The sequence below is a fragment of the Amycolatopsis plumensis genome, from assembly GCF_042652605.1.
GTDB lineage: Bacteria > Actinomycetota > Actinomycetes > Mycobacteriales > Pseudonocardiaceae > Amycolatopsis > Amycolatopsis plumensis.
Genome location: NZ_JBHSJY010000001.1, coordinates 5,246,528 through 5,269,976, shown reverse-complemented (window position 1 = coordinate 5,269,976; position 23,449 = coordinate 5,246,528). Strand labels below are relative to the sequence as shown.

23 protein-coding genes and 1 tRNA gene are annotated in these 23,449 nt (G+C 71.8%); 12 read left to right on the top strand and 12 right to left on the bottom strand.

Going from position 1 to position 23,449, the window contains the following annotated elements; genetic code table 11:
• Positions 1-3: 3 nt before the first annotated feature.
• From ACFPLC_RS25555 to ACFPLC_RS25535, 5 genes are read left to right on the top strand one after another with little or no spacing between them, the layout of a single operon-like run.
• Positions 4-651, top strand: coding sequence for a FadR/GntR family transcriptional regulator (locus ACFPLC_RS25555; protein WP_378193718.1), 648 nt, complete (start codon positions 4-6; stop codon positions 649-651).
• Complete coding sequence (locus ACFPLC_RS25550) at positions 648-2,069, top strand: amino acid permease (RefSeq protein WP_378193182.1); 1,422 nt, start codon at positions 648-650, stop codon at positions 2,067-2,069. Before ACFPLC_RS25555 ends, ACFPLC_RS25550 begins: the two co-directional genes overlap by 4 nt.
• On the top strand, positions 2,066-2,977 hold the full coding sequence (locus ACFPLC_RS25545; protein WP_378193185.1) for an asparaginase: 912 nt from the start codon (positions 2,066-2,068) through the stop codon (positions 2,975-2,977). Before ACFPLC_RS25550 ends, ACFPLC_RS25545 begins: the two co-directional genes overlap by 4 nt.
• Entirely contained in the window at positions 2,974-4,365 is a 1,392-nt protein-coding gene (gene aspA, locus ACFPLC_RS25540) for an aspartate ammonia-lyase (protein WP_378193188.1), read from the top strand. Before ACFPLC_RS25545 ends, aspA begins: the two co-directional genes overlap by 4 nt.
• A gap of 50 nt (positions 4,366-4,415) precedes the next feature.
• Positions 4,416-6,041 carry a CocE/NonD family hydrolase gene (locus tag ACFPLC_RS25535; protein ID WP_378193191.1) on the top strand — a complete coding sequence of 542 codons (1,626 nt, stop codon included), beginning with the start codon at positions 4,416-4,418 and terminating at the stop codon, positions 6,039-6,041.
• A gap of 49 nt (positions 6,042-6,090) precedes the next feature.
• Here the strand turns inward: ACFPLC_RS25535 and ACFPLC_RS25530 are convergent, their stop codons facing one another.
• Both ACFPLC_RS25530 and ACFPLC_RS25525 read right to left on the bottom strand, forming a co-directional pair.
• On the bottom strand, positions 6,091-6,849 hold the full coding sequence (locus tag ACFPLC_RS25530; RefSeq protein ID WP_378193194.1) for a metallophosphoesterase: 759 nt from the start codon (positions 6,847-6,849) through the stop codon (positions 6,091-6,093).
• Positions 6,846-7,472, bottom strand: coding sequence for a GntR family transcriptional regulator (locus ACFPLC_RS25525; protein ID WP_378193197.1), 627 nt, complete (start codon positions 7,470-7,472; stop codon positions 6,846-6,848). Before ACFPLC_RS25525 ends, ACFPLC_RS25530 begins: the two co-directional genes overlap by 4 nt.
• 44 nt (positions 7,473-7,516) lie before the next feature.
• Between ACFPLC_RS25525 and ACFPLC_RS25520 the strand changes: the two genes are divergently transcribed.
• Positions 7,517-8,686: an aminotransferase class V-fold PLP-dependent enzyme gene (locus ACFPLC_RS25520; RefSeq protein ID WP_378193199.1), complete on the top strand. Its 1,170-nt coding sequence runs from the start codon at positions 7,517-7,519 to the stop codon at positions 8,684-8,686.
• Here ACFPLC_RS25520 and ACFPLC_RS25515 read toward each other — a convergent pair.
• From ACFPLC_RS25515 to ACFPLC_RS25505, 3 genes are read right to left on the bottom strand one after another with little or no spacing between them, the layout of a single operon-like run.
• Complete coding sequence (locus ACFPLC_RS25515) at positions 8,683-9,606, bottom strand: S1 family peptidase (protein ID WP_378235935.1); 924 nt, start codon at positions 9,604-9,606, stop codon at positions 8,683-8,685. The two genes, ACFPLC_RS25520 and ACFPLC_RS25515, sit on opposite strands and share 4 nt — an antisense overlap.
• Before the next feature lie 44 nt (positions 9,607-9,650).
• A complete protein-coding gene (locus ACFPLC_RS25510) occupies positions 9,651-10,598 on the bottom strand; it encodes an SDR family NAD(P)-dependent oxidoreductase (protein WP_378193205.1) in 948 nt (315 codons plus the stop codon).
• Between the two features lie 40 nt (positions 10,599-10,638).
• Entirely contained in the window at positions 10,639-11,775 is a 1,137-nt protein-coding gene (locus ACFPLC_RS25505) for an acyl-CoA dehydrogenase family protein (RefSeq protein ID WP_378193208.1), read from the bottom strand.
• Positions 11,776-11,836: 61 nt separating this feature from the next.
• Here ACFPLC_RS25505 and ACFPLC_RS25500 point away from each other — a divergent pair, with 61 nt between their 5' ends.
• Both ACFPLC_RS25500 and ACFPLC_RS25495 read left to right on the top strand, forming a co-directional pair.
• Entirely contained in the window at positions 11,837-12,253 is a 417-nt protein-coding gene (locus ACFPLC_RS25500) for a cupin domain-containing protein (protein ID WP_378193211.1), read from the top strand.
• Positions 12,254-12,575: 322 nt separating this feature from the next.
• The gene (locus ACFPLC_RS25495) at positions 12,576-12,869 is read left to right on the top strand and encodes a hypothetical protein (RefSeq protein WP_378193214.1); all 294 of its coding nucleotides are present in this window, start codon (positions 12,576-12,578) and stop codon (positions 12,867-12,869) included.
• A 9-nt stretch (positions 12,870-12,878) separates the two neighbouring features.
• Here the strand turns inward: ACFPLC_RS25495 and ACFPLC_RS25490 are convergent, their stop codons facing one another.
• The gene (locus ACFPLC_RS25490; protein WP_378193217.1) at positions 12,879-13,343 is read right to left on the bottom strand and encodes a MarR family winged helix-turn-helix transcriptional regulator; all 465 of its coding nucleotides are present in this window, start codon (positions 13,341-13,343) and stop codon (positions 12,879-12,881) included.
• Between the two features lie 125 nt (positions 13,344-13,468).
• Here ACFPLC_RS25490 and ACFPLC_RS25485 point away from each other — a divergent pair, with 125 nt between their 5' ends.
• Entirely contained in the window at positions 13,469-13,963 is a 495-nt protein-coding gene (locus ACFPLC_RS25485) for a carboxymuconolactone decarboxylase family protein (protein ID WP_378236282.1), read from the top strand.
• 7 nt (positions 13,964-13,970) lie between these two features.
• On the opposite strand, the gene ACFPLC_RS25480 is transcribed toward ACFPLC_RS25485, so the two are convergent.
• On the bottom strand, positions 13,971-14,609 hold the full coding sequence (locus ACFPLC_RS25480; RefSeq protein WP_378193220.1) for a short chain dehydrogenase: 639 nt from the start codon (positions 14,607-14,609) through the stop codon (positions 13,971-13,973).
• An 81-nt stretch (positions 14,610-14,690) separates the two neighbouring features.
• On the opposite strand from ACFPLC_RS25480, the gene ACFPLC_RS25475 reads away from it, so the two are divergent.
• Together ACFPLC_RS25475 and ACFPLC_RS25470 are read left to right on the top strand one after the other, a co-directional pair.
• A complete protein-coding gene (locus ACFPLC_RS25475) occupies positions 14,691-15,719 on the top strand; it encodes a hypothetical protein (RefSeq protein ID WP_378193223.1) in 1,029 nt (342 codons plus the stop codon).
• Positions 15,720-15,962: 243 nt separating this feature from the next.
• Complete coding sequence (locus tag ACFPLC_RS25470) at positions 15,963-17,408, top strand: MFS transporter (RefSeq protein ID WP_378193226.1); 1,446 nt, start codon at positions 15,963-15,965, stop codon at positions 17,406-17,408.
• Here ACFPLC_RS25470 and ACFPLC_RS25465 read toward each other — a convergent pair.
• The 5 genes from ACFPLC_RS25465 to ACFPLC_RS25445 all read right to left on the bottom strand — a co-directional run bounded on the left by ACFPLC_RS25465 (position 17,395) and on the right by ACFPLC_RS25445 (position 20,192).
• Positions 17,395-18,288 carry a class I SAM-dependent methyltransferase gene (locus ACFPLC_RS25465; protein WP_378193229.1) on the bottom strand — a complete coding sequence of 298 codons (894 nt, stop codon included), beginning with the start codon at positions 18,286-18,288 and terminating at the stop codon, positions 17,395-17,397. The two genes, ACFPLC_RS25470 and ACFPLC_RS25465, sit on opposite strands and share 14 nt — an antisense overlap.
• A 42-nt stretch (positions 18,289-18,330) precedes the next feature.
• Positions 18,331-19,092, bottom strand: a complete 762-nt coding sequence (locus ACFPLC_RS25460; RefSeq protein ID WP_378193232.1) for an arginase family protein — start codon at positions 19,090-19,092, stop codon at positions 18,331-18,333.
• A 16-nt stretch (positions 19,093-19,108) separates the two neighbouring features.
• A tRNA-Val gene (locus ACFPLC_RS25455) sits at positions 19,109-19,183 on the bottom strand.
• 39 nt (positions 19,184-19,222) lie between these two features.
• Positions 19,223-19,687, bottom strand: a complete 465-nt coding sequence (locus tag ACFPLC_RS25450) for a peroxiredoxin (RefSeq protein WP_378193235.1) — start codon at positions 19,685-19,687, stop codon at positions 19,223-19,225.
• A gap of 73 nt (positions 19,688-19,760) precedes the next feature.
• Complete coding sequence (locus ACFPLC_RS25445; RefSeq protein ID WP_003084504.1) at positions 19,761-20,192, bottom strand: DUF3052 domain-containing protein; 432 nt, start codon at positions 20,190-20,192, stop codon at positions 19,761-19,763.
• A 414-nt stretch (positions 20,193-20,606) separates the two neighbouring features.
• Here ACFPLC_RS25445 and aceE point away from each other — a divergent pair, with 414 nt between their 5' ends.
• Positions 20,607-23,402, top strand: a complete 2,796-nt coding sequence (gene aceE, locus ACFPLC_RS25440; protein WP_378193238.1) for a pyruvate dehydrogenase (acetyl-transferring), homodimeric type — start codon at positions 20,607-20,609, stop codon at positions 23,400-23,402.
• Positions 23,403-23,449: the final 47 nt, after the last annotated feature.

Genomic DNA, 23,449 nt, shown 5'->3' with positions numbered 1-23,449 from the left:
GCCATGGAAGCCGTGCTGGCCCACCTGCGCGCCGCCATCGAACGCGGTGAGTACGCCGTCGGCGCCAAGCTCCCCTCCGAAGCCGCCTTGAGCAGGGAGTTCGAGGTCAGCCGGTCGGTGATCCGGGAAGCCCTCCGCGGCCTTCAGGCGCTCGGCATGACCGAGTCCAAGACCGGCAAGGGCACCTTCGTCACCGCGACCGGCCCGGCGGACAACCCGACGTTCGGGCCCTACTCGGCCCGCGACCTCATCGAGGTGCGCCGGCACGTCGAGATCCCCGTCGCCGGGTACGCGGCCGTGCGGCGCAGCCAGGACGACCTCGACCTGCTCGCCCACCTGCTCGACCGGATGGACGCCGAGACCGACAACACCGCCTGGGTCGCGCTCGACTCGCTCTTCCACATCACCATCGCCCAGGCCTCGGGCAACCCCGTGTTCGGGAAGGTGATCGAGGAGATCCGGGACGCGCTCGCCCGCCAGTCCGCCTTCCTCAACCAGCTCGGCGACCGGCGCCGCCAGTCGAACATCGAGCACCGGGACATCGTCACCGCGATCGAAAGCGGTTCCGAACAGCAGGCCGTCGAAGCCATGACGGCGCACCTGACGCACGTCGAAGCCACTCTGACCAGCATCGTGAACGGGGACAAGTGAGCGAACAGACCCTCACGGCCACGACCGCCGACGCGGGCGACGCCGGTTATCGCAAGGCCCTCAAGTCCCGGCACGTGAACATGATCGCCATCGGCGGCGCGATCGGCACCGGGCTGTTCCTCGGCGCCGGCGGGCGGCTCGCCCAGGCCGGACCGGCGCTGGCGATCGTCTACGGCGTCTGCGGGCTCTTCGCCTTCTTCGTCGTCCGCGCGCTCGGCGAGCTGATCCTGTACCGGCCTTCCAGCGGCGCCTTCGTCTCCTACGCCCGCGAGTTCATGGGCGAGAAGGGCGCGTACGTCGCCGGCTGGATGCACTTCCTCAACTGGTCGACCACCGGCATCGCCGACATCACGGCGATCGCGCTGTACGCGCACTTCTGGTCGTTCTTCTCGCCGATCCCGCAGTGGGTGCTCGCGCTGATCGCGCTCGCCGTCGTCCTGACGCTGAACATGGTGTCGGTGAAGCTGTTCGGCGAGATGGAGTTCTGGTTCGCCATCATCAAGGTCGCCGCGCTCGTCCTCTTCATGGTGATCGGCATCTTCCTGCTGGTGACGCAGACGCCGATCGACGGCGTCGCGGGCGGCCCGCAGCTGATCGCCGACCACGGCGGGATCTTCCCGTCCGGGCTCCTGCCGATGGTGCTGATCGTGCAGGGCGTGGTGTTCGCCTACGCCTCGGTCGAGCTGGTCGGCGTCGCCGCGGGCGAGACCGAGAACCCGGAGAAGATCATGCCGAAGGCGATCAACTCCATCATGTGGCGCATCATGGTCTTCTACGTCGGCTCGGTCGTGCTGCTGGCGATGCTGCTGCCGTGGAGCTCCTACACGAAGGACCAGAGCCCGTTCGTCACCGTGCTCTCGCACCTGGGCGTGCCCGCGGCCGACAGCGTGATGAACCTGGTCGTGCTCACCGCCGCGCTGTCCAGCCTGAACTCCGGCCTGTACTCGACCGGCCGCATCCTGCGGTCGATGGCGACGGGGGGCTCGGCGCCGAAGTTCACCGGCGTGATGAACCGCAACCACGTGCCCTACGGCGGGATCCTGCTCACCGCGGCCGTCTGCGTGCTCGGCGTCGGGCTCAACTACCTGGTGCCGAAGGAGGCCTTCGACATCGTGCTGAACTTCGCCGCGATCGGCATCCTCGCCACCTGGGCCATCATCGTGCTCTGCCACCTGCTGTTCGTGCGCAAGGCGAAGCGGGACGGCCTCGAGCGGCCGTCGTTCCGGCTGCCGTTCTCGCCGTACACCGAGATCGCGACGCTGGTGTTCCTCGCCGCCGTCGTGGTGCTGATGGGCTTCGACGAGACCGGCCGGATCACCCTGCTCGCGCTGCCCGCCATCCTCGTCGCCCTGGTCGCCGGCTGGTTCGGCGTGCGCAAGCGGATCGACATGCGCGCGTTCGACGAGGAGGGCATGTGAGCCACGAACCCCTCGTCGAGCTGATCCGCGACGGCCTGGTCGAGGGCGTCCACCACGGTTCGGCCGTGGTGCTCGCCCCGGACGGTTCGACGCGGTTCGCCGCCGGGGACGTCGACACCCCGATGTACCCGCGCTCGACGGCGAAACCGCTGCAGGCCACGGCGATGGCGCGGCTCGGGCTGCGCCTGTCCCCCGCCGGGTTCGCGATCGCCGCGGCCAGCCACTCCGGCGAGGCGATGCACCTCGACGCCGTGCTCGAGGTCCTCGGCGGACGCTCCCCCGGCCGGCTGGGCAACCCGGCGGACTTCCCGTTCGACCCCGTCGAGCGCGACCGCTGGGTGGCGACCGGCCGGGCCCCGAGCCGGCTCGGGCACAACTGCTCCGGCAAGCACGCGGCCATGCTCGCGACCTGCGACCGCAACGGCTGGGCCGCCGAGGGCTACCTCGACCCGGCCCATCCGCTGCAGCGCGCGATCGCCGCGACCGTCGAGGACCTGACCGGGCGGGAGATCGCCCGCGTGGCCGTCGACGGCTGCGGCGCGCCGCTCTTCGCGACGACGCTGCGCGGGCTCGCGACGGCCGTGTCGAAGATCGCCACCGCCGCGCCCGGCACGCCGGAGGGCCTGGTCGCCGACGGCATCCGGCGGCACCCCGAGCTGGTCGGCGGCAGCCGCCGGGACGTCACCGCCGTCATGCGCGCGGTGCCCGGGCTGATCGCCAAGGACGGCTTCGAGGCCGTCCAGGTCGCCGCGCTGCCCGACGGCACGGCGATCGCGGTCAAGATCGCCGACGGCGGCGACCGGGCGCGGTACCCGGTGCTGGCCGCGCTGCTCGGGCTGTGCGGGGCCGACGTCCCGCCCGGCCCGGAGAACCTGCGTTTCACCTCGTCCGTGGGGAGCTTGCGATGACCACCCGCCGCGAACACGACCTGCTCGGCGACAAGGACGTCCCCGCCGAGGCGTACTGGGGCGTGCACACCGCCCGCGCCCGCGAGAACTTCCCGATCACGGGCACGACGCTCGCCGCGTACCCGCACCTGGTCGAGGCGCTGGCCTCGGTGAAGGAAGCGGCCGCGCGGGCCAACGCCGAGCTGGGCCTGCTCGAACCCCGCATCGCGGACGCGATCGGCGCGGCCTGCCGGGAGATCCGCGAAGGCGCGCTGCACGGCGAGTTCGTCGTCGACGTCATCCAGGGCGGCGCCGGGACGTCGACCAACATGAACGCCAACGAGGTCATCGCGAACCGGGCCCTGGAGCTGCTCGGCCACGCCAAGGGCGACTACCACGTCGTGCACCCCAACGAGCACGTCAACCTCTCGCAGTCGACGAACGACGCGTACCCGACGGCGGTGAACATCGCGACGATCATCGCCGTGCGCGAGCTGTCCGAGTCGATGGTCGTGCTGGAGAAGGCGTTCGCGGCCAAGGCCGTCGAGTTCCACGACGTGCTGAAGATGGGCCGCACGCAGCTGCAGGACGCCGTGCCGATGACGCTCGGCCAGGAGTTCGGCACCTACGCGGTGATGCTCGGCGAGGACCGGCAGCGGCTGAACGAAGCCGTCGCGCTGCTGCACGAGATCAACCTGGGCGCGACCGCGATCGGCACCGGCCTCAACGCCGCGCCGGGGTACGCCGAAGCGGCGTGCCGCCACCTGCGCGAGATCACCGGGCTGCCCGTCGTGACCGCCGCGGACCTCGTCGAAGCGACCCAGGACTGCGGCGCGTTCGTGCACCTTTCCGGCGTCCTCAAGCGGATCGCGGTCAAACTCTCCAAGAGCTGCAACGACCTGCGGCTGCTGTCCTCGGGTCCGCGCGCCGGGCTGAACGAGATCAACCTGCCGCCGGTGCAGGCCGGGTCGTCGATCATGCCCGGCAAGATCAACCCGGTGATCCCCGAGGTGGTCAACCAGGTCGCGTTCGAGGTGATCGGCAACGACGTCACCGTGACGATGGCCGCCGAGGCCGGCCAGCTGCAGCTCAACGCGTTCGAACCGATCATCCTGCACTCGCTGTCGGAGAGCATCACGCACCTGGGCGCGGCCTGCCGGACCCTCGCTGCGAAGTGCGTCGTCGGGATCACGGCGAACGTCGACGTCCTGCGCGCCTACGTCGAGAACTCGATCGGCCTGGTGACGGCGCTCAACCCGAGCATCGGCTACGCGGCCGCGACGGAGATCGCGAAGGAGGCACTGGCCACCGGGCGCGGGGTCGCCGAGCTCGTCGTCGAGAAGGGGCTGATCCCGGCCGAGGAGCTGGCGAAGCTGCTGCGGCCGGAAACGCTCGCCCGCGCGAACTGAGGTACCGTCGGATCCGGAAGGATCTACTCCACTTCGGAAGGCGGGCGCCCGTGCTGGACCGACTTGTCGACAAGCTGCTCGGACTCCCCCGCGCCGAAGGCCCCAAGCCGGCCGTGACGCGGGACCTCGCCGTGCCGATGCCCGACGGCGTCACGCTGCTCGCCGACCGGTACGCCCCGGCCGGGACGACGTCGGCGCCCGTCGTGCTGATCCGCACGCCGTACGGGCGCAAGGGCATCCTCTCGAAGCTCTTCGGCGAAACGTTCGCGCGGCACGGGCTGCAGACGGTCGTCCAGAGCACCCGCGGCTCGTTCGGCTCCGGCGGCGAGTTCCGGCCGTTCCACCTCGAACGCGAGGACGGCATCGCGACCGCCGAGTGGCTGCGCGCCCAGCCGTGGTGCGACGGGACCATCGGCATGGCCGGTGCCAGCTACCTCGGGCACACGCAGTGGGCGGTCGGGCCGTACCTCGACCCGCCGCTCGCCGCGATGTGCCTCGGTGTAACCGCGTCGGAGTTCGTCTCGACGTTCTACCCGGGCGGGGTGCTCGCGGCGGACAACATGATCTCGTGGTCGGCGCTGATCGGCCGCCAGGAAGAGCGCTTCGCCACGCTGCCGAACCCGCTGCAGACCCGGAAGACGCGGAAGGCGATGTCGTTCCTGCCGCTCAGCCGCGCGGACGTCGCCGCGATCGGGAAGCCGGTGCAGTTCCTGCAGGACGTCACCGAGCACTTCGTCCCCGAAGACGACTACTGGGCGATGTCCGACCACAGCGCCGAAGTCGCGAAGCTCGACGTCCCGGTCTCGATGGTCACCGGCTGGTACGACCTGTTCATCGGCTCGCAACTGCGCGACTTCCGGCTCCTCGCCGACGCGGGCAAGGCGCCGCGGATCACCATCGGGCCGTGGGCCCACGGCGAGCCGGCGAGCATGGGCCCGATGATCCGCGACCAGCTCGGTTTCCTGCGCGCGCACCTGCTCGGCGACCGCACCCAGCTGCAGCGCTCGCCGGTCCGGTTGTTCCTGCAGGGCGCCGGGACGTGGCTGGACTTCGAGTCGTGGCCGCCGCCGTCGAAGGCGACCGACGCGCACCTGCGGCCGATCGGCGGGCTCGGCGAAAACGTCGGCGAACCGGCGTTGCCGACGACGTTCACCTACGACCCGGCCGACCCGACCCCCGCGGTCGGCGGCCCGCTGCTGACGGGCGAGTGGAAGCAGCGCGACAACCAGGAGGTCGAGGCCCGGCCGGACGTGCTCGTGTTCACCGGCGAGCCGCTGCCGTCGGACCTCGACGTCATCGGCGAGGTGTCGGCGACCGTGCATGTGCGCACCGAGCTGGGCCACGCCGACGTCTACGTCCGGCTCTGCGACGTCGACGCCGGCGGGGTTTCCCGCAACGTGACCGACGGGATCCTGCGCCTGCGCCCGGGCTTCCCGGCGGCGGACTCCGACGGCGTGGTGACGGCGGAGGTGACCCTCGGCCCGACGGCGTACCGCTTCCGCCGCGGCCACCGCCTGCGCGTGCAGGTGGCGGGCGGCGCGTTCCCGCGGTTCGCGCGCAACCACGGCACGGGCGAGCCGGTCACGTCGGCGGTGGACGGCAAGCCCAACCGCTTCGAGGTGTTCCACGACGCGGCCCACCCGTCCCGTCTGACCCTCCCGGTGTTCACCAGCTGAGGCCCGAAAGTGTCACTTTCATAGGGAAAGTTGCGTCTCGGGGGTTCGGTCAGAGCGGGACAGGGCGGTGGTGGCTGGTCACCCGGCCGTCGTCGTGCAGGACGTGCAGCAGCAGGGCCGGGGGGCGGTCGTAGTCCAGTGGGCCGCCGTCGGCCCAGCCGCGGTCCGCCCCCGGCTCGACCGGCAGCAACGAGCCCGACACCACGCCGGGCGCGATGCGCAGCGGGACGCCGGCGAACGTCGTCGAGGCACCCGTGTGCACGTGCCCGGCCAGCAGCGCCGTCACCCGCGGGTTCCGCCGCAGCACGGCCGCCAGCCGCTCGGCCCCGGACTGGCGGATCGCGTCCACCAGCGGGACGCCGACCTCGACCGGCGGGTGGTGGAACGCGACGAACGCCGGGCCGTCGCCGCCGGAGAGCACACCGTCGAGCCACGACAGGGTCTCGTCGGCGAGGAAACCCGCGCCGCGGCCCGGGATCGTCGAGTCGCACAGCGCGAACAGCACGCCGCCGACCTCCCGGGCGAAGTCGATCGGGCCGTCGGACGCGGGCAGGTCGAGCAGGCCAGTGCGAAACGCCGCGCGGACGTCGTGGTTGCCCGGGCACACCAGCACCGGCGCCGGGTACTTCAGCAGCTCGGCGGCGCGCGCGTACCCCTCGGCCGTGCCGTGGTCGGCGATGTCGCCGGTGACGACGATCGCGTCGACCGGCTTCGCCAGCCCGCCGAGGTAACCCATCACGGCCGCGACGCGGTCTTCCGCCCGCGAACCGCCGTCGAGGTGCAGGTCGCTCAGGTGCGCGATGATCATCCTTCGTCCTTCCCCAGGTACGCCAGTGCTTTGACCCAGTTGGCGACGAGCACCGAGGACGCCGTGGCCAGGTCGCCGTCGCGCAGGGCCGCGGCGATGCGGCGGTGCTCGCCGATGCTCTCCCCGGCGTGGCCCTGCCGGGCGAAGTACGCCGATTCGTAGCGCTTGAGCAGTGGCTTCGTCTGCTCGATCAGCCGCAGCAGGTGCGGGTTCGGGCAGCGGGACAGCAGCAGCGCGTGCCACCGATCGTCCAAAGCGGACAGATCACCGCCGTCGGACAGGGCCATTTCGTCGGCGACGGCGTCGAGTGCGTCCGGCAGCCCGGCCAGCTCGAGCGGGGACGTCCAGCGCAGCGCGAGGGCTTCGAGCTCGGCCACCAGCGGGTAGAGCCGGCGTGCCTCGTCCGGGTCGAACGGCGGCACGAGGAACCCGCGACCGGGCGCGGAGACCAGCAGGCCGCGGTCGGCGAGCCCGATCAGCGCTTCCCGCAGCGGCGTCCGGCTGACGCCGAGTTCGCGGGCCAGGTGCACCTCGTTGACGCGGGTGCCGGCCGCGAGCCGCCGGTCGAGCACGCGGGCGGTGATCTGCTCGATGAGGTCGCTGCGCAGCGGGGTGCGGTCCATGCCGCAGTATTGCATACAATAGCTATCTACTGTATTCAGTTCGTATGAGCTTCGACGTCGAACGTGCGCGCCGCGAGACCCCGGGCTGCGCCGAAGTGGTCCACTTCAACAACGCGGGCGCGGCGCTGCCCCCGGCCGTCGTGACCGACACCGTCGTCGAGTACCTGCGCCACGAAGCGCTGGTCGGCGGCTACGAAGCCGCCGCCGAGGCCGCGGACCGCCTGGACGCGGTGTACGCGTCGGTGGCCCGGCTGCTCGGTGCCGGCACCGACGACATCGCGCTCACCGACAACGCGACCCGCTCCTGGCAGGCGGTGTTCTACGCGCTGCCGTTCGGCCCCGGCGACCGGATCCTGACCTCGCGGGCCGAGTACGCCAGCAACGCGATCGCGTTTCTGCAGGTCGCCCGGCGCACCGGCGCGGTCGTCGAGGTGATCGGCGACGACGAGTCCGGGCAGCTGGACGTCGACGAGCTGCGGCGGCGCGTCGACGGGAAGGTCAAGCTGATCGCCGTCAGCCACGTGCCCACCCAGGGCGGCCTGGTCAACCCGGCCGAGGAGATCGGCGCGGTCGCCGAGGCGGCCGGCATCCCGTTCCTGCTGGACGCGTGCCAGTCGGCGGGCCAGCTCGACCTCGACGTCACCCGCCTGAAGTGCGACGCGCTGTCGGGCACCGGCCGCAAGTACCTGCGCGGCCCGCGCGGCACCGGCTTCCTGTACGTGCACCCGCGGCTGCGCGAGCGGCTGGAGCCGGCGATGCTCGACCTGCACTCGGCGAGCTGGGAGTCGCCGACGGAGTACGTCGTCGACCCGACGGCCAAGCGCTTCGAGGTGTGGGAACGCGACTTCGCCGCGGTGTGCGGCCTCGGCGCGGCGATCGACTATGCCCTCGAGTGGGGTCTCCCGGCGATCGAAACGCGCATCGCCTCCCTGGCCGCCAGCTTGCGCGAGCGGCTCACCGAAGCCGGCGCGCACGTCCACGACGCCGGGGCGCGCAAGTGCGGCCTGGTCACCTTCAGCGTGGAGGGCACGCCGGCCGCGGAGGTCAAGGCGCGGCTGGCGGAGGCGAACATCAACACGTCACTGTCGACGCGCACCTCCGCGCAGTACGACTTCACCGCGCGCGCCCTGCCGGACATGGTGCGGGCGTCGGTGCACTACTACAACACCGAGGACGAGATCGACCTGCTGGTGCGGCAGGTGAAGGCGCTCTAGCCGCGCCCGCGGATGGTGCGCTGGATCCAGCCGGCGTAGGCGGGCACGCTGGTGTAGAGGCCGGGTCCGTTGGCGCAGGGCACGTCGTCGTCGCCGGGACCGGAGGTGACTCCGATCAGCTCCCACCGGCCCTCCGCCCCGCGCCGGATCTGCGGGCCACCGGAGTCGCCCATGCACGCCATCGCACCGGGCTTGCGGCTCACGGTGCACAGCCGGGTCCGATCCGCGTAGCCGGGCGAACACTCCGATTCCGCACCGCGACGGGTGTCGAGCTGCTGGAGCCGCTCGGGGAACACCGCCTCGGTGACGTCGGCGGTGTCGACGGTGGTGCCGAACCCCAGCAGGCGGGTCGGCGTGCCGGGGCCGCCGGGACGCTCGGCGACGCGGATCGGCCGGTGCGGCACCGGCCGGTCCAGGCGCACCAGCGCGATGTCGTTCTCGTTCGGCGCGCCGGGCCGGTAACCCGGGTGACGCACCCACCGATCGATCGCGCGCACGGTGCCGCCGGAGCTCCGCCGCTCGCTGCCGATCCGCACGGTTCCCTCCGGCCTGGCCGGGTTGCGCCCCGGATCGACGCAGTGCGCCGCGGTCACCACCCACTGCGGGTGGATCAGCACCGCCCCGCAGACGCCCTTGGCGTTGCCCAGCTCGGGCACGACCTCCGGGATCGAGGCCATGAAACCGTAGCGCTCGGTGGAGTCCTCCCCGTTGACCACGGCGCCGGCACTGCCGGGCACCGCCAGCGCGCAGAAGGCTCCGGCCAGGACGACCCCCGCCACCCGGACCACGGTGCGGCGCACGGATTCCGCTTTCGACATGCTGTTCCTTCGTTCGACGACTTCGGACTGCTGAAGATCAGCTTCGTCGTCGGTCCCCGCCGGAACCATCAGGTCCGCCACCGGATCCGCCGGGGCGGCCACGCGACGCCGGGTGGTGGGGTCCGCCCCACCCTCCGCCGTCCGGCTCAGGCGAAGGCGTTCACGCCGGTCAGCTCGGCCGACACCGTCCAGAGGCGCTCGGCGAGGACGGGGTCGATCGCGTAGTCCTTGACGCCCGACCGCACGCCGTCGACCGCGGGCTCGGCGACGTCGCAGTCCTCGAGGTACACGCCTCCGAGGCCGTCGAGCTGCGGCGAAACCGCCGCCCAGACCTGCGTCGCCGCGCCCTGCTCCGGCGTTTTCGTGCCGCCGGTCACCCGGCCGGACTCGTCGACCATGCCCGCGTCGACCAGCTCCTGCCGCTCCAGGTGGCGCACGAGCTCGGTGAGGATCCGGCCCGGGTGCAGGGCGAACGCGCGGACGTCCCGGTCACGCGCGAGCTTGTCGAAGTGCACGGCGAAGAGGACGTTCGCCGTCTTCGCCTGCCCGTAGGCGAGCCACTTGTCGTAGCCGTGCTCGAAGTTCAGGTCGTCGAAGCGCACCGGGCCGTAGTGATGACCGCGCGAGGACACCGAAACCAGGCGGGCGCCGGGGCGGAAGGCCGGCCAGAGGCGGTTCGCCAGCGCGTAGTGCCCGAGGTGGTTGGTGGCGAACTGCGCCTCCCAGCCCGGTCCGACGCGGGTCTCGGGCAGCGCCATGATCCCGGCGCTGCCGATGAAGACGTCGATGGCCCGTCCCGACTCGAGGAACCGCGAAGCGAACGCGCGGACGCTGTCGAGGTCGCCGAGGTCGAGGTCGTCGATCTCGACGTTTCCCAAGCCCCGCAAGGCTTCTTCCGCCGTGGCGCGCCGGCGGGCCGGGACGACGACGTGCGCGCCCGCGCCCGCCAGCGCCCGGGTGGTCTCCAGGCCGATGCCCGAGTAGCCGCCGGTGACGACGGCGAGCTTGCCGGTCAGGTCGAGGCCGGCGACGACCTCGGCCGCCGTGGTGGTGCCGTCGAAGCCGGAGCCGATCTTGTGCTGTGCGGTGGTCATGCCGCCGACGCTACGACCTGGAGCGGACTCCAGAGCAAGCTCAGCCCTTCAGCAGCTGCCGCGCGATCACCAGCTTCTGGATCTCGCTGGTCCCTTCGTAGATCCGGAACAGCCGGGCGTCCCGGTAGATCCGCTCGACCGTCACCCCGCGGACGTACCCCGTGCCGCCGTGCACCTGGACCGCCCGGTCCGCGACCCGGCCGAGCATCTCGGTGCAGAACAGCTTCGCCGACGACGGCCCGAGTTTGCGGTCCTCGCCGGAGTCGTACTTCGCCGCGGCTTCGTGGACCATCGCGCGGCCCGCCGCGAGTTCGGCGTGGGACTCCGCGAGCAGCGCCTGCACCAGCTGGTACTCGCCGATCACCCGGCCGCCCTGGCGCGCCGTCCGCGCGTACTCGACGGCTTCGGCGAGCGCCCGCTCGGCCAGGCCGACGCAGAGCGCCGCGATGTGCAGGCGGCCGCGCGCCAGCGAGGCCATCGCGATGCCGAAGCCCTTGCCCTCTTCGCCGATCAGCGCGTCGGCGGGCAGCTCGACATCGTCGAAGACCACCTCCGACGTCCACGCGCCGGCCTGGCCCATCTTCGCGTCGTGCGGGCCGACGGTGACGCCGGGCGCGTCCGCGGGCACGAGGAACGCGGAGATGCCGCGGCTGCCGGTGCTTTCCGGTTCGGTGCGCGCGAAGGTGACGAACACTTCGGCGAGCGGCGCGTTGGTGATGAACCGCTTGGTGCCGGACAGCCGGTAGCGGTCGCCGTCGCGGACCGCGCGGCTGGTCAGCCCGCCCGGGTCCGAGCCCGCCTCGGCTTCGGTGAGCGCGAAGGACGCGATCGCCTCGCCGGCGGCCAGCCGGGGCAGCCAGCGGGCGCGCTGGTCCGGCGTCCCGTGGTGCACGATCGCCTGGCCGGCGATGCCGTTGTTGGTGCCGAACAGGGACCGGAAGGCGGGCGTCGTCCAGCCGAGTTCGACGGCCAGCCGGACGTCTTCGGCCATCCCGAGCCCGAGCCCGCCGTACTCCTCCGGCAGCGCCCAGCCGAACAGGCCCAGCCCGGCGGCCTTTTCCCGGATTTCGGCGGGAATCTCGTCGCGTTCGTCGATTTCCGTCTCGCGCGGCACGACCTCCTTGCGCACGAATTCCCGCACCGCGCCGAGGACCTGCCCGAAAACGTCCGCGTCCATGGCCGCAAACTACCCGGAACACTGCCCCCACGGGCACACCCGGACGCGGTAGCTTGGGCCGATGCGCAAGCCGATCGCTGTTGTCACGGCCGCCTTCGCCGCGGCCCTGGTGCTGCCCGCCACCGCCTCCGCGACGCCCGGCAGCGGCGTCACCGGCACGATCCTGGCCCAGCAGACCATCGGGCACACCGACTACACGCTGCGGGAGGTCACGATCCAGCCCGGCGGCTACACCGGCTGGCACTTCCACGACGGCACGCTCTACGCGTACGTGAAGTCCGGAACGCTCACCCACAACCTGGCCGACTGCAGCATCGACGGCATCTTCGGCACGGGGCGCGCGTTCACCGAGAAGCCGGACCAGGTGCACATCGGCCGCAACCTGGGCTCGACGCCGCTGGTGCTGGAAGTCCTGTACGTGCTCCCGGCGGGCAGCCCGCTTTCGGAGGACGCCCCGGACCCCGGCTGCGGCTTTTGACGGGCGGCGAAGCCAGGCAGTGGTACGCAGTGCGCTGCCTCTTCCGGTGGACGGGCCCGTACGAGGAACGGATCACCCTCTGGCACGCCGCCGACGCTGACAAGGCCATCGCGCTCGCCGAAGCGGAGGCCGAAGAGTACGCGGAGAACGCCGGGGTCACCTATCTCGATCTCGCCCAGGCGTACGAGATCGGCGGGGAGCGGCCCGGGGCTGGCAGCGAAGTCTTCTCCCTGCTCCGCGACAGCCCGTTGCCGCCGCCGGAATACCTGGACCGGTTCTTCGACTCCGGCGGCGAACACCAGAGGCGAACCGGCCCCGGCGAGTGGCTTCGCTGCACCGCGGCGAGCGTTCCTGCGGGTACCTGTTCGTCGGACCGGACCTCCTGCTCGAGTTCCTCCGGGACGGCGGCGACGGCACCTGGTACTACAGCGACCGCGCCGATCCGGACGACTACGACACCGCCGCCGAACTGGCGTCCGGGCAGATCGGCTGGTACGGCACGACGTACTCGGCGCGGTGGCTGTCCGACAGCCAAGCCCGTGAGGTCGAGGCTTACTTCGACGGCAGCGGCGGCCGGAAGTCCCGGCCGAAGGTGATCAGCGACACCGGGGCCTGACTCCGGGGATCAGCTCGACAGCCACCCGGCGGCATCGAGCCGGTACGCCGCCGGCTCCACGACCGCGCGCAAATCGTTCTCCAGCGCGGTGATCCGCTCCGCACCCACCACGCGCGCCCAGTCCGCGCGCAGCTCGTCGAAGATCTCCGCCGATTTCCCGAGCGCGTCGACGCCGTGCGCGGTCAGCCGGACGATCTTGCGGCGCGCGTCGGCCGGGTCGTCGGCGCGCTCGGCGTACCCGAGCGCCTCGAGCCGCTCGACGGTCTTGCCCGCCGCCTGCTTGGACACCCCGAGGCGCCGGCCGATCTCCGAAGCCGTCGCGCCCTGGACGCCGACAGCTTGCATCGCGAACCCGTACGACGGCCGCAGGCCGGGGTGGCCGCGGCGGGCCAGCTCGGCGTGCAGGCGGTCGATGAGCGTGCGGAAGCCGCCGAACAGCAGGAAGGGCAGCTCGTAACCGGGGGTGTCGGTCATGGCTGCTTGCCAAACTCGACAACCTGGTTTACGGTTTCGACAACCACGTTGTCGATCCCAGCTCGGGAGTCACCTTGTTCGCCGATCACACCCCGGAGTCTGCACCCCCGGCCGCCCGCCCCGCGATGACGGCCACCGCGAAGAAGTTCGGCCGCGTGCCGTCCGCCGTCGCCCGGCTGGCGACCTCGCCGGAACTGCTCAACGGCTTCCTCAAGCTCAGCGCCGTCTTCGAAACCACGACCCTGACGGCGCTGGAACGCGAAGTGCTGATCATGACCGTGGCCGCGCGCAACGAATGCCACCTCTGCGTGGCGATGCACACGGCCACGCTGACCCGCCTGCCCGCATCGCCGGAACTGGTGGCGGCGATGCGGGCCGAGGCCCCGCTGCCGGAGCCGCGGCTGGAGGCGCTGCGCCTCTTCGTCCACGCGGTCATGGACACCAGGGGCGAAGTCCCGGCCGCGGGGCTCGAGGCGTTCACCGGTGCCGGCTACACCGAGCGGAACGCCTTGGAGGTGGTGCTGGGAATCGGGACGTACACGCTGTCGACGTTCGCGAACCGGCTCACCCGCGCCCCGCTCGACGACGCCTTCGCCGAGCACGCCTGGCACGCGGCATGACCCCGGCTCACCGGGGGACGACGGTGCGGCCGTTCGCGTCCCCTTCGACGAGGGCGCGGTAGGCCTCGGCGACGACCGCCACCGGTGTCCCGCGGCCGCCGTCCTCCCCCATCGCTTCGAGGGTTTCGCCGATCCAGCCCGGACTCACGACGTTGATCCGCGGCCCGTGCGGCAGTTCGGCGGCGGCCGACCGGACGAAGCCCTCGAGACCGGCGTTGACGAGCGCACCGAGCGCGCTGCCCGGGATCGGCTCGGTGAAGGTCCCGCCGGTGAGCGTGATCGAGCCCCCGGCGGGCAGGCGCTCCACCGCGCGCCGGGCGAGCGCGACCTGGCCGAGCAGCTTGGCGCGCAGGTCGTCGAGCACCTGCGTGTCGGTCAGGTCGGCGAGCGGGCGCAGCGGGACGTTGGCGGCGCAGCACACGACGGCATCCGGGGACGTCCCGAACAGCGCGTCGAGCGAGGCGGGATTCGCCAGATCCGCTTCGACCGGCGACGTGCGCGAGACGGGCACGACGTCGTGCCGCGGTTCGAGGGCGGCGGCGACGGCTCGTCCGACGAGCCCGGTGGCTCCCAGCAGGATGATCCTCATGCCCTCGACGGTAGCGCTCGCGGCAACCGGATTTGCGTAGAACCCTTTGCCGTACAACAGGAATCCCGTTTTTGTCGGTGGTCGCCGGTAGAATTTCGGTGTTCGGTCAGAGGCTGATCCGAGGTCCGAGGAGGACGCTTGAGAACACCAGGGAAGTACACCGCGGCCGTCGTCGCGGCGGTGCTGGCAGGGGGGATCCTGGCCGGGGCGCCGGCTGCCGAAGCGGTGGAGGGGTGCCAGTGGGCACCCGCCACGCTGCCGGTACCCGACGGCTACCGGGTCCACGATCTCGGCTCGGGTGACGAAGCCGGGGCGGTCGCCGGCACGCTGCAGCCGGCGTCGATCAGCGGCAGGCTCGCCGGCGTGGTCTGGCGCGCCGACGGCCCGCACCTGCTCGGCACCGCGTTCGGGCTGGACACCGAGCTGACCGACGTGAACGCCTCCGGCGTCGCGGTCGGTTCGTACACCGAGTACGGGGAGTTCCCGCTCCACCACGCCGTCCGGTACACCGGCGGCCACTTCGAACGGCTGCCCGACCCGCCGGGGTACACGAACACCGAGGCGCTGGCGATCAACGCGCGGGGCGACATCCTCGGCGCCGTCGGCGAAACCGCGGCCACCGGGGTGAACACCACGGTCGTGTGGCCGGCGGACGCGCCGGGAACCGTCGAGGTGCTCCTCTCGGCACCGGGCTGGCAGGTCCAGGGCGGCATCGACGACAACGGCACGGTCGCGGCGGCGGTCGTCGACTGGTCCACCGGCGGCCACTTGGTAGGCCAGGTGCTGCCGCAGGGTGGCGCCCCGATCCGCCTGGCGTCGCCGGTTCCGGCCGGTGACGTGGTGCCCCAGGTGATCACGACGCACCGGATCGCCGGGACGGCGGGCGACGCGGGAGTGTTCCTCTGGAACCACGACGGCTCGGTCGACCGCGCGCTCCCGGGCTTGAAGTCCGCGGCGGCGATGAACTCCGCGGGCGCCGTCGTGGGCCACGCGCTCGACGGGGCGATGCTGTTCCTCCCGCCCGGCGGCGGCCCGGCCCAGACGGTCGCCCTGCCCGGCCACGACACCCGGCCACGGGAAGTGACCGAGACCGGCGACGTGTTCGGCACCGCGACGGTGTACTCGCCGGATCCCGCGAAGGCGGTGGTGCGCTGGCACTGCGGCTGACCGCTCTCCGGCCGCCCCGGCGCGTTCGCCGGGGCGGCGGGCCCCGCCCGGACGGCAACCGGAAGCTCAAGCGCGCGTTCTCCCTCGCCGCCTTGCACGACCCGGCTGACCGGACTCCGCAACGGCATCCACTCCCACCGCGGCTGCCTACGAACACCCTCGAAAAAAAATCCCGCACCCCGTGTCCGGTCCCCCGCCCCGGCTCCGACCTCCTGGCAAACAGACCACGGAGAAGGAGCGGACATGGAGAAGCCGGCCGGACGGCGGGAGTGGCTGGGACTGGCGGTGCTCGTGCTGCCCACCCTGCTCGTCGCGATGGACATGACCTCGCTGTTCCTCGCGCTGCCGCAGCTGAGCGCGGACCTCGGCGCGAGCAGCACCGAACAGCTGTGGATCACCGACAGCTACGGCTTCGTCGTCGCCGGGTTCGTCATCACCATGGGCACGCTCGGCGACCGGATCGGGCGACGGCGGCTGCTGCTCGCCGGCGGCGGGGCGTTCGGGCTGCTGTCGATCGTCGCGGCGTTCTCGACCGGGCCGGTGATGCTCATCGTCGTCCGCGCGGCGCTCGGGGTCGCCGGGGCGACGCTGATGCCGTCGACGCTCGCCCTGATCACCAACATGTTCCGCGACGAGAAGCAGCGCGGGAAGGCCATCTCGATCTGGGCCACCTGCCAGTTCGCGGGCGGCGCGGCCGGCCCCGTGTTCGCCGGCTTCCTGCTCCAGCACTTCTCGTGGAGCTCGGTGTTCCTGGTCGCCGTCCCGGCCGTGGCCGTCCTGCTCGTCGCGGGGCCGGTGCTGCTGCCCGAGTTCCGCGCGCCGTCGTCCGGGCGGCTGGACCTGCCCGGGGTGGCGCTTTCGCTGGCCGCGGTGCTGCTGATCGTGTTCGGCCTCAAGCAGCTGTCCACCGGGTCGCCGGTCCTCCCGGTCGCGGCGATCGCCGCCGGGACGCTGCTGGGCGCCGTCTTCGCCCGCCGTCAGCTGACCGCCGCGTCGCCGCTGCTGGACCTGCGGCTGTTCCGGAACCGCCCGTTCACCGCGGTGCTCGTCGCACTGGTGTTCGCCGGGGTCGCGATGGCCGGCGTCGGCCTGCTGGTGACGCAGTACCTGCAGAGTGTGCTCGGCCACTCCCCGCTCGTCTCGGCGCTGCTGTTCGCCCCGATGGGCCTCGGCGTGGCGGCGGGCACGACGGCGGCCCCGGCGTTGACCCGGTTCGTCACCCCGGCCACGGCGATCGCGGCCGGCCTGGCGGTGTCCGCGGCGGGCAGCCTCCTGCTGGCCGTCACCGACGGCCTGGTGCCGGTCGTGGTGGGCATCACGGTCCTGACGCTGGGCACGGGCCCGCTGTTCGCGCTGGGCATCGGCCTGGTGGTGGGCTCGGTCCCGCCGGAGCGCGCGGGTTCGGCGGCCTCGATGGCGGACACCGGCAACTACCTGGGCGGCTCACTGGGCATGGCCCTGATCGGCCTGACCGCGGCGGCGGTGTACCACGGCGTGTTCCCGGCGGGCACGACCCTCGCCGTCGACGTCACCCGGCCGGAGCTGGCCGAGCAGGCGAAGGACGCGTTCACGACGGCGCTGAACGTGACGGGTGTGATCGCGGCGGTGCTGTTCGCGGGGCTGACCCTCCTGGTGACGACGATGCGGCGCGCCACGGCCGCCGTCCCCGAGCCGGTCATGGCGGAGTGAGCGCTTGGAAGTGCCAGATGACCAGAGCCGGCGCGCCCGCGTTGACGGCCCGGGCCGCTTCGGGCACCAGGCCGGCCAGGCTCCACGGCCACAGCTCCCACGGTCCGGGCCCGCCTGCCGGTTCCCCCGCGGCAGGCGGGTCGCCGGCCGGCAGGAGCGGTTCCTCGCAGCGACGCACCTGCAGTCCTGCCGCCAGGGCGGCACGCAGGTAGTCGCCGATCGGGTGGCGGTAGCTCCTCAGCCGGCCGGGCCGGCCGTCGGCGCCGCGCACGGGCGGGATCGCGCCCTGCGCCACCCGGTCGGGATGCATGTCGGCGAGCACCAGGTGCCCGCCGGGCCGGAGCACCCGGGCGAACTCCGCCAGCACCGGCTCGAGCGCCGGGACGTGCGTCAGCGCCAAGCCGCACACGACGAGGTCGGCTTCGGCGTCCGCCACCGGCAGCCGGTGCAGGTCGCCGAGCAGGAACTCGGCCTCCGGCACCCGGGTCCGCGCCCGGGCGAGCATGTCGGGCGAGCCGTCCACGCCGACGACCCGGTGGCCGCGGCGGGCGAGCAATTCGGCGTAGCGGCCGGTCCCGCACGCGGCATCGAGCGCCACGCCCACCGGCAGGCCGTCCACGATCTCCCGGACCACGGGCTCGTCGAGGTCGAACGCCGAGTTGGGCCGGTCGTACGTCGCCGACCACCACCGATAGCCGGTGACGGTGTCGACCCGGTCCACGTCCACGGCGGCGTCCGCCAGCGCCTCGTCGGCGAGCACCCGGCGGACCTCGGCGATCCGGGCTTCGACGAAGTCGCGGCCGAACTCTCCGGTGAACGCCCGCAGCAGCGCCATGCCCTCGAGCCCCAGCAGGTAGGCACGCGGATCTTCGTGGATCACCCGGCAGACGCTAGTGACGCGGCCTCCGGGCAGGCCAGCGAATTACGCCGCCGCGGCGAGGAGTTCGGCGAGCAGGCGGGCACGGGCGGCGGTCTCCTGCTCGTCACGGGCGGGGTGCCAGGGACAAGCGATGTCGACGGCGACGACCCGGCCCGTGGCCAGCACCCGCCGCACGGCGTCGAGGACGGCTCGCTGCGTGGGTCCGTTCGGGGCGGGAAAGCGCGTCCCCGGCAGTTCGGCGGTGTCGACCACGTCCACGTCGACGTGCAGCACGAGCGGTCCGCCGGGCACCATTTCCGCTTGGAGCTCCTCGACCCCGTGACGGCGGACGTCGCTGCCGGCGAGGAAGTCGGCCTCGGCCGGATCGAGGTCGCGCGCGTCGACCAGCACCGCCTGGCGTTCGGCCAGGGGACGAAGCCCCAGCGGCCCCGCGAACAGCTCCTCGTGCGCGCCGAGGACGAGCCGCAGCGCGAGGCCACCGAGGTAGCCCGAGGTCGAGCTGCGCAGGGTGTGCACGTCGCCGTGCGCGTCGAACCAGACCACCGACGGGTCGAGGCCCGCCCGTTGCGCACCGGTGATCGTGGCGCCGGCGACCAGGCAGTCCCCGGACACCACCACCGGGACGTCGGCCTCCGGCTTCCCCAGCCGGGCAGCCACGAGGTCCGCGACCACGTCGAACAACGCCACGAGCCGGGTCCAGACGTCTCCTTCGGGCAAGGACGCATCGACGACGGCTCCCCCGGGCAGCGGAATGCTGCTGCCGGGCAGCCGTTCATCCTGGTGATAGGGCACGACGATGGTCATGGAACCTCGTTTTCGCTGGTGGGCGCAGCAGGGTTCGAACCTGCGACCGCTCGGGTGTAAGCCGAGTGCTCTTCCGCTGAGCTATGCGCCCGGTCGGCGGCGGCCCGAAACCAGACCGCCGCCGGGAAACTCATGCCGTCAGTTCGGCCACGGCCTTCTTCCAGCCCTGCTGGTCGCGAGCCTCGCCCGGGCCGTTGACCTCCGCGAACCGGACCACGCCGTCCTTGTCGATCAGGAACGTGCCGCGGACCGCCAGGCCGGCGTCGGAGTTGAACACGCCGTACGCCTGAGCCACCTCGCCGTGGGGCCAGAAGTCGGACAGCAGCGGGAACTGGTAGCCCTCCTTCTCGGCCCATGCCTTGAGCGCGAACGGCGTGTCGACCGAGACGCCCAGGACCTGGACGCCCTTGTTGTCGTAGTCGGCGAACTCGTCGCGGAGCTGGCACAGCTCGCCGGTGCAGATGCCGCTGAACGCGAAGGGGTAGAAGACCAGCAGCACCGGCTTGTCACCCCGGAACGACGACAGCTGGACCGGCTGCTTGTTGTAGTCGTTGAGCGTGAAGTCAGGGGCCTCAGAACCGACCTTGACGGTCATACCAGCGTTTCCTCTCCCGAACGGACACGTGCCTGCGAGGACAACCCTATCGTGTCCGTCCGGCGAAACCGGCTCAGCGCTGCTTCGACTTCGACTTCGGCGACACCAGGCGGGTGCCGATCCAGTTCGGGCCGACACTGATGTTGGCGGTCTGTGCCAGTCCGACGGCGGGCACCGCTTCGGCGATTTCGCTCGGCTCGACGTGCCCGGGCTGCCCCGTCTTGGGGGTGAGGACCCAGATCACGCCGGTCTCCTCCAGGGGGCCCCTGGCGTCGATGAGCGCGTCGCCCAGGTCGCCGTCGTCCTCGCGCCACCAGAGCAGCACCACGTCGATGACCTCGTCGGCGTCCTCGTCGAGGATGTCCCCGCCGATCTGCTCCTCGATCGCCGCGCGGACGTCGTCGTCGACGTCCTCGTCCCAGCCGATCTCCTGGACCACCATCTCGGGCTTGATGCCGAGCCTCTCGGCGACGCTGCTCTGATCAGCGTCTCCCGCGGCGACCACTGCTTTCACTCCTCCAACTACGACGGAGCGTGGCGTCGGACACCCCGGAGGGTACGTCTGGGCCACACTCGGCTACCCGGTTGCCGATAGCGAACACTGGTGAGGCTCCGCGCGCAACCGTCCACACCGGATCTGTGACAACTCGTGTCGCAGGATACGGCCCGCCACCGGGCCGCCGCGACGGCGTTTCGGGTACCTGGCGCCCCCGGTCTGCCACCCCTCCGAGGGTCGTCCCCTAGGGTGGGGAGGAAGTAAACGCGCGCGCGATACACCGCGCGCAGGGAGTGGCTCGACCGGGTCGGCCTATGTTACCGCCAAGTAGCGGTGCGGAAGCCGGGACGGAAGACGACGATGGAGAGTCGTACACCCCCGCGTACGAGCACCACCGGCTACAACTTTTCGCAAGGAGACCCCTTGGCCCCGCAGAACGACGGCGCCTCCGGCAAGGAGACCCCGGCACGCGTACGCGTCATCCGTGACGGACTGGCGGCGCACCTGCCCGACATCGACCCGGAGGAGACCGCCGAGTGGCTGGACTCCTTCGACGAGGCTCTGGCGAGGGGCGGGCAGCAGCGGGCCCGGTACCTGATGCTGCGCATCCTCGAGCGCGCGCGGGAGCGGAACGTCGGCGTCCCGGCCCTGACCTCGACGGACTACGTCAACACGATCCCCACCGAGAACGAACCCTGGTTCCCCGGCGACGAGGACATCGAGCGCCGCTACCGCGCCTGGATCCGCTGGAACGCGGCGATCATGGTGCACCGCGCGCAGCGCCCGGGTGTCGGCGTCGGCGGCCACATCTCGACCTACGCCTCCTCGGCCGCGCTCTACGAGGTGGGCTTCAACCACTTCTTCCGCGGCAAGGACCACTCCGGCGGCGGCGACCAGATCTACATCCAGGGTCACGCCTCCCCCGGCATCTACGCCCGCGCGTTCCTCGAGGGGCGCCTCTCCGAGTCGCAGCTCGACGGCTTCCGCCAGGAGTACAGCCACGCCGGCGAGGGCGGCGGCCTGCCGTCGTACCCGCACCCGCGGCTGATGCCGGAGTTCTGGGAGAACCCGACGGTGTCCATGGGCCTCGGCCCGATGAACGCCATCTACCAGGCCCGGTTCAACCGCTACCTGCGCGACCGCGGCATCAAGAACACCGACGACCAGCACGTCTGGGCGTTCCTCGGCGACGGCGAGATGGACGAGGCCGAGTCGCGGGGCCTCATCCACGTCGCCGCCGGCGAGGGCCTCGACAACCTGACCTTCGTGATCAACTGCAACCTGCAGCGGCTCGACGGCCCGGTGCGCGGCAACGGCAAGATCATCCAGGAGCTGGAGTCGTACTTCCGCGGCGCCGGCTGGAACGTCATCAAGGTGATCTGGGGCCGCGAGTGGGACTCGCTGCTGCACGCCGACCGCGACGGCGCGCTGGTCAACCTGATGAACGTCACCCCGGACGGCGACTACCAGACGTACAAGGCCAACGACGGCGCCTTCGTCCGCGAGCACTTCTTCGGCCGCGACCCGCGGACGAAGGACCTGGTCAAGGACCTCTCCGACGCCGACATCTGGAACCTCAAGCGCGGCGGCCACGACTACCGCAAGGTGTACGCGGCGTACAAGTCGGCGCTGGAGCACCATGGCCAGCCGACGGTGATCCTGGCCCACACGATCAAGGGCTACGGCCTGGGCCCGGCGTTCGAGGGCCGCAACGCCACGCACCAGATGAAGAAGCTCACCCTCGACGACCTCAAGCTGTTCCGCGACTCGCAGCGGATCCCGATCAGCGACGAGGAGCTCGAGCGCAACCCGAAGCTGCCGCCGTACTACCACCCGGGCGCGAACTCGCCCGAGATCGAGTACATGATCGGCCGCCGCAAGGCGCTCGGCGGCTTCCTGCCGGAACGCCGTCCCAAGGCCGCCAAGGCCCTGGTGCTGCCCGGCGACAAGGTCTACGAGGGCATCCGGAAGGGCTCCGGCAAGCAGGAGGTCGCCACGACGATGGCGTTCGTCCGGCTGGTCCGCGAGCTGGCGAAGGACTCCGAGATCGGCAAGCGCGTCGTCCCGATCATCCCGGACGAGGCCCGCACCTTCGGCCTCGACTCGATGTTCCCGACGGCGAAGATCTACAACCCGCACGGCCAGACGTACACCTCGGTCGACGCGAGCCTGATGCTGGCCTACAAGGAGTCCGAGAAGGGCCAGCTGCTGCACGAGGGCATCAACGAGGCGGGCTCGACCGCGTCGTTCACCGCCGTCGGCACGTCGTACGCGACGCACGGCGAGCCGATGATCCCGATCTACATCTTCTACTCGATGTTCGGGTTCCAGCGCACCGGTGACGGCCTGTACGCCGCCGCCGACCAGATGGCCCGCGGGTTCGTCCTTGGCGCCACCGCCGGCCGGACCACCCTGACGGGTGAGGGCCTGCAGCACGCGGACGGGCACTCGCTGCTGCTGGCGGCGACCAACCCGGCCGCGGTGGCCTACGACCCGGCGTGGTCGTTCGAGATCGCGCACATCGTCAAGGACGGCCTGCGCCGGATGTACGGCGAGACCGGCCCGGACGGCAACGGCGAGAACGTCTTCTACTACATGACGATCTACAACGAGCCGTACCAGCAGCCCGCCGAGCCGGAGAACCTCGACGTCGACGGCCTGCTGAAGGGCCTGTACAAGTACGCCGACGCCCCCGAGGGCGACGGTCCCGAGGTGCAGATCCTGGTCTCGGGCGTCACGATGCCGGACGCGCTGAAGGCGCAGAAGCTGCTGGCCGAGGAGTGGGGCGTGCGGGCCGCGGTGTGGTCGGCCACGTCGTGGACCGAGCTGCGGCGCGAAGCCGTCGAGATCGACCACGACAACCTGCTCTACCCGGGCAGCGAGCCGCGCGTGCCGTACGTCACCGAGGCGCTCAAGGGCGCGAACGGGCCGGTCGTGGCGGTGTCGGACTGGATGCGCGCGGTGCCGGACCTGATCCGCCCGTACGTCCCGACCGACATGCTGACGCTGGGCACCGACGGGTTCGGGTTCTCCGACACCCGGCCGGCGGCGCGGCGGAAGTTCCTGGTCGACGCCGAGTCGATCACCGTCGGGGCGCTGTCGATCCTCGCCAAGCGCGGCGAGGTCGACCAGGCGAAGGTCCTCGAAGCGGCCACGAAGTACCGGCTCGACGACATCGCGGCCGCCGGGCCGCAGACGTCGGATTCCGGGAACGCGTGATCGGGTGCTAGGTTCGGGCCCGGCAGACATCCGATGTCTGCCGGGCC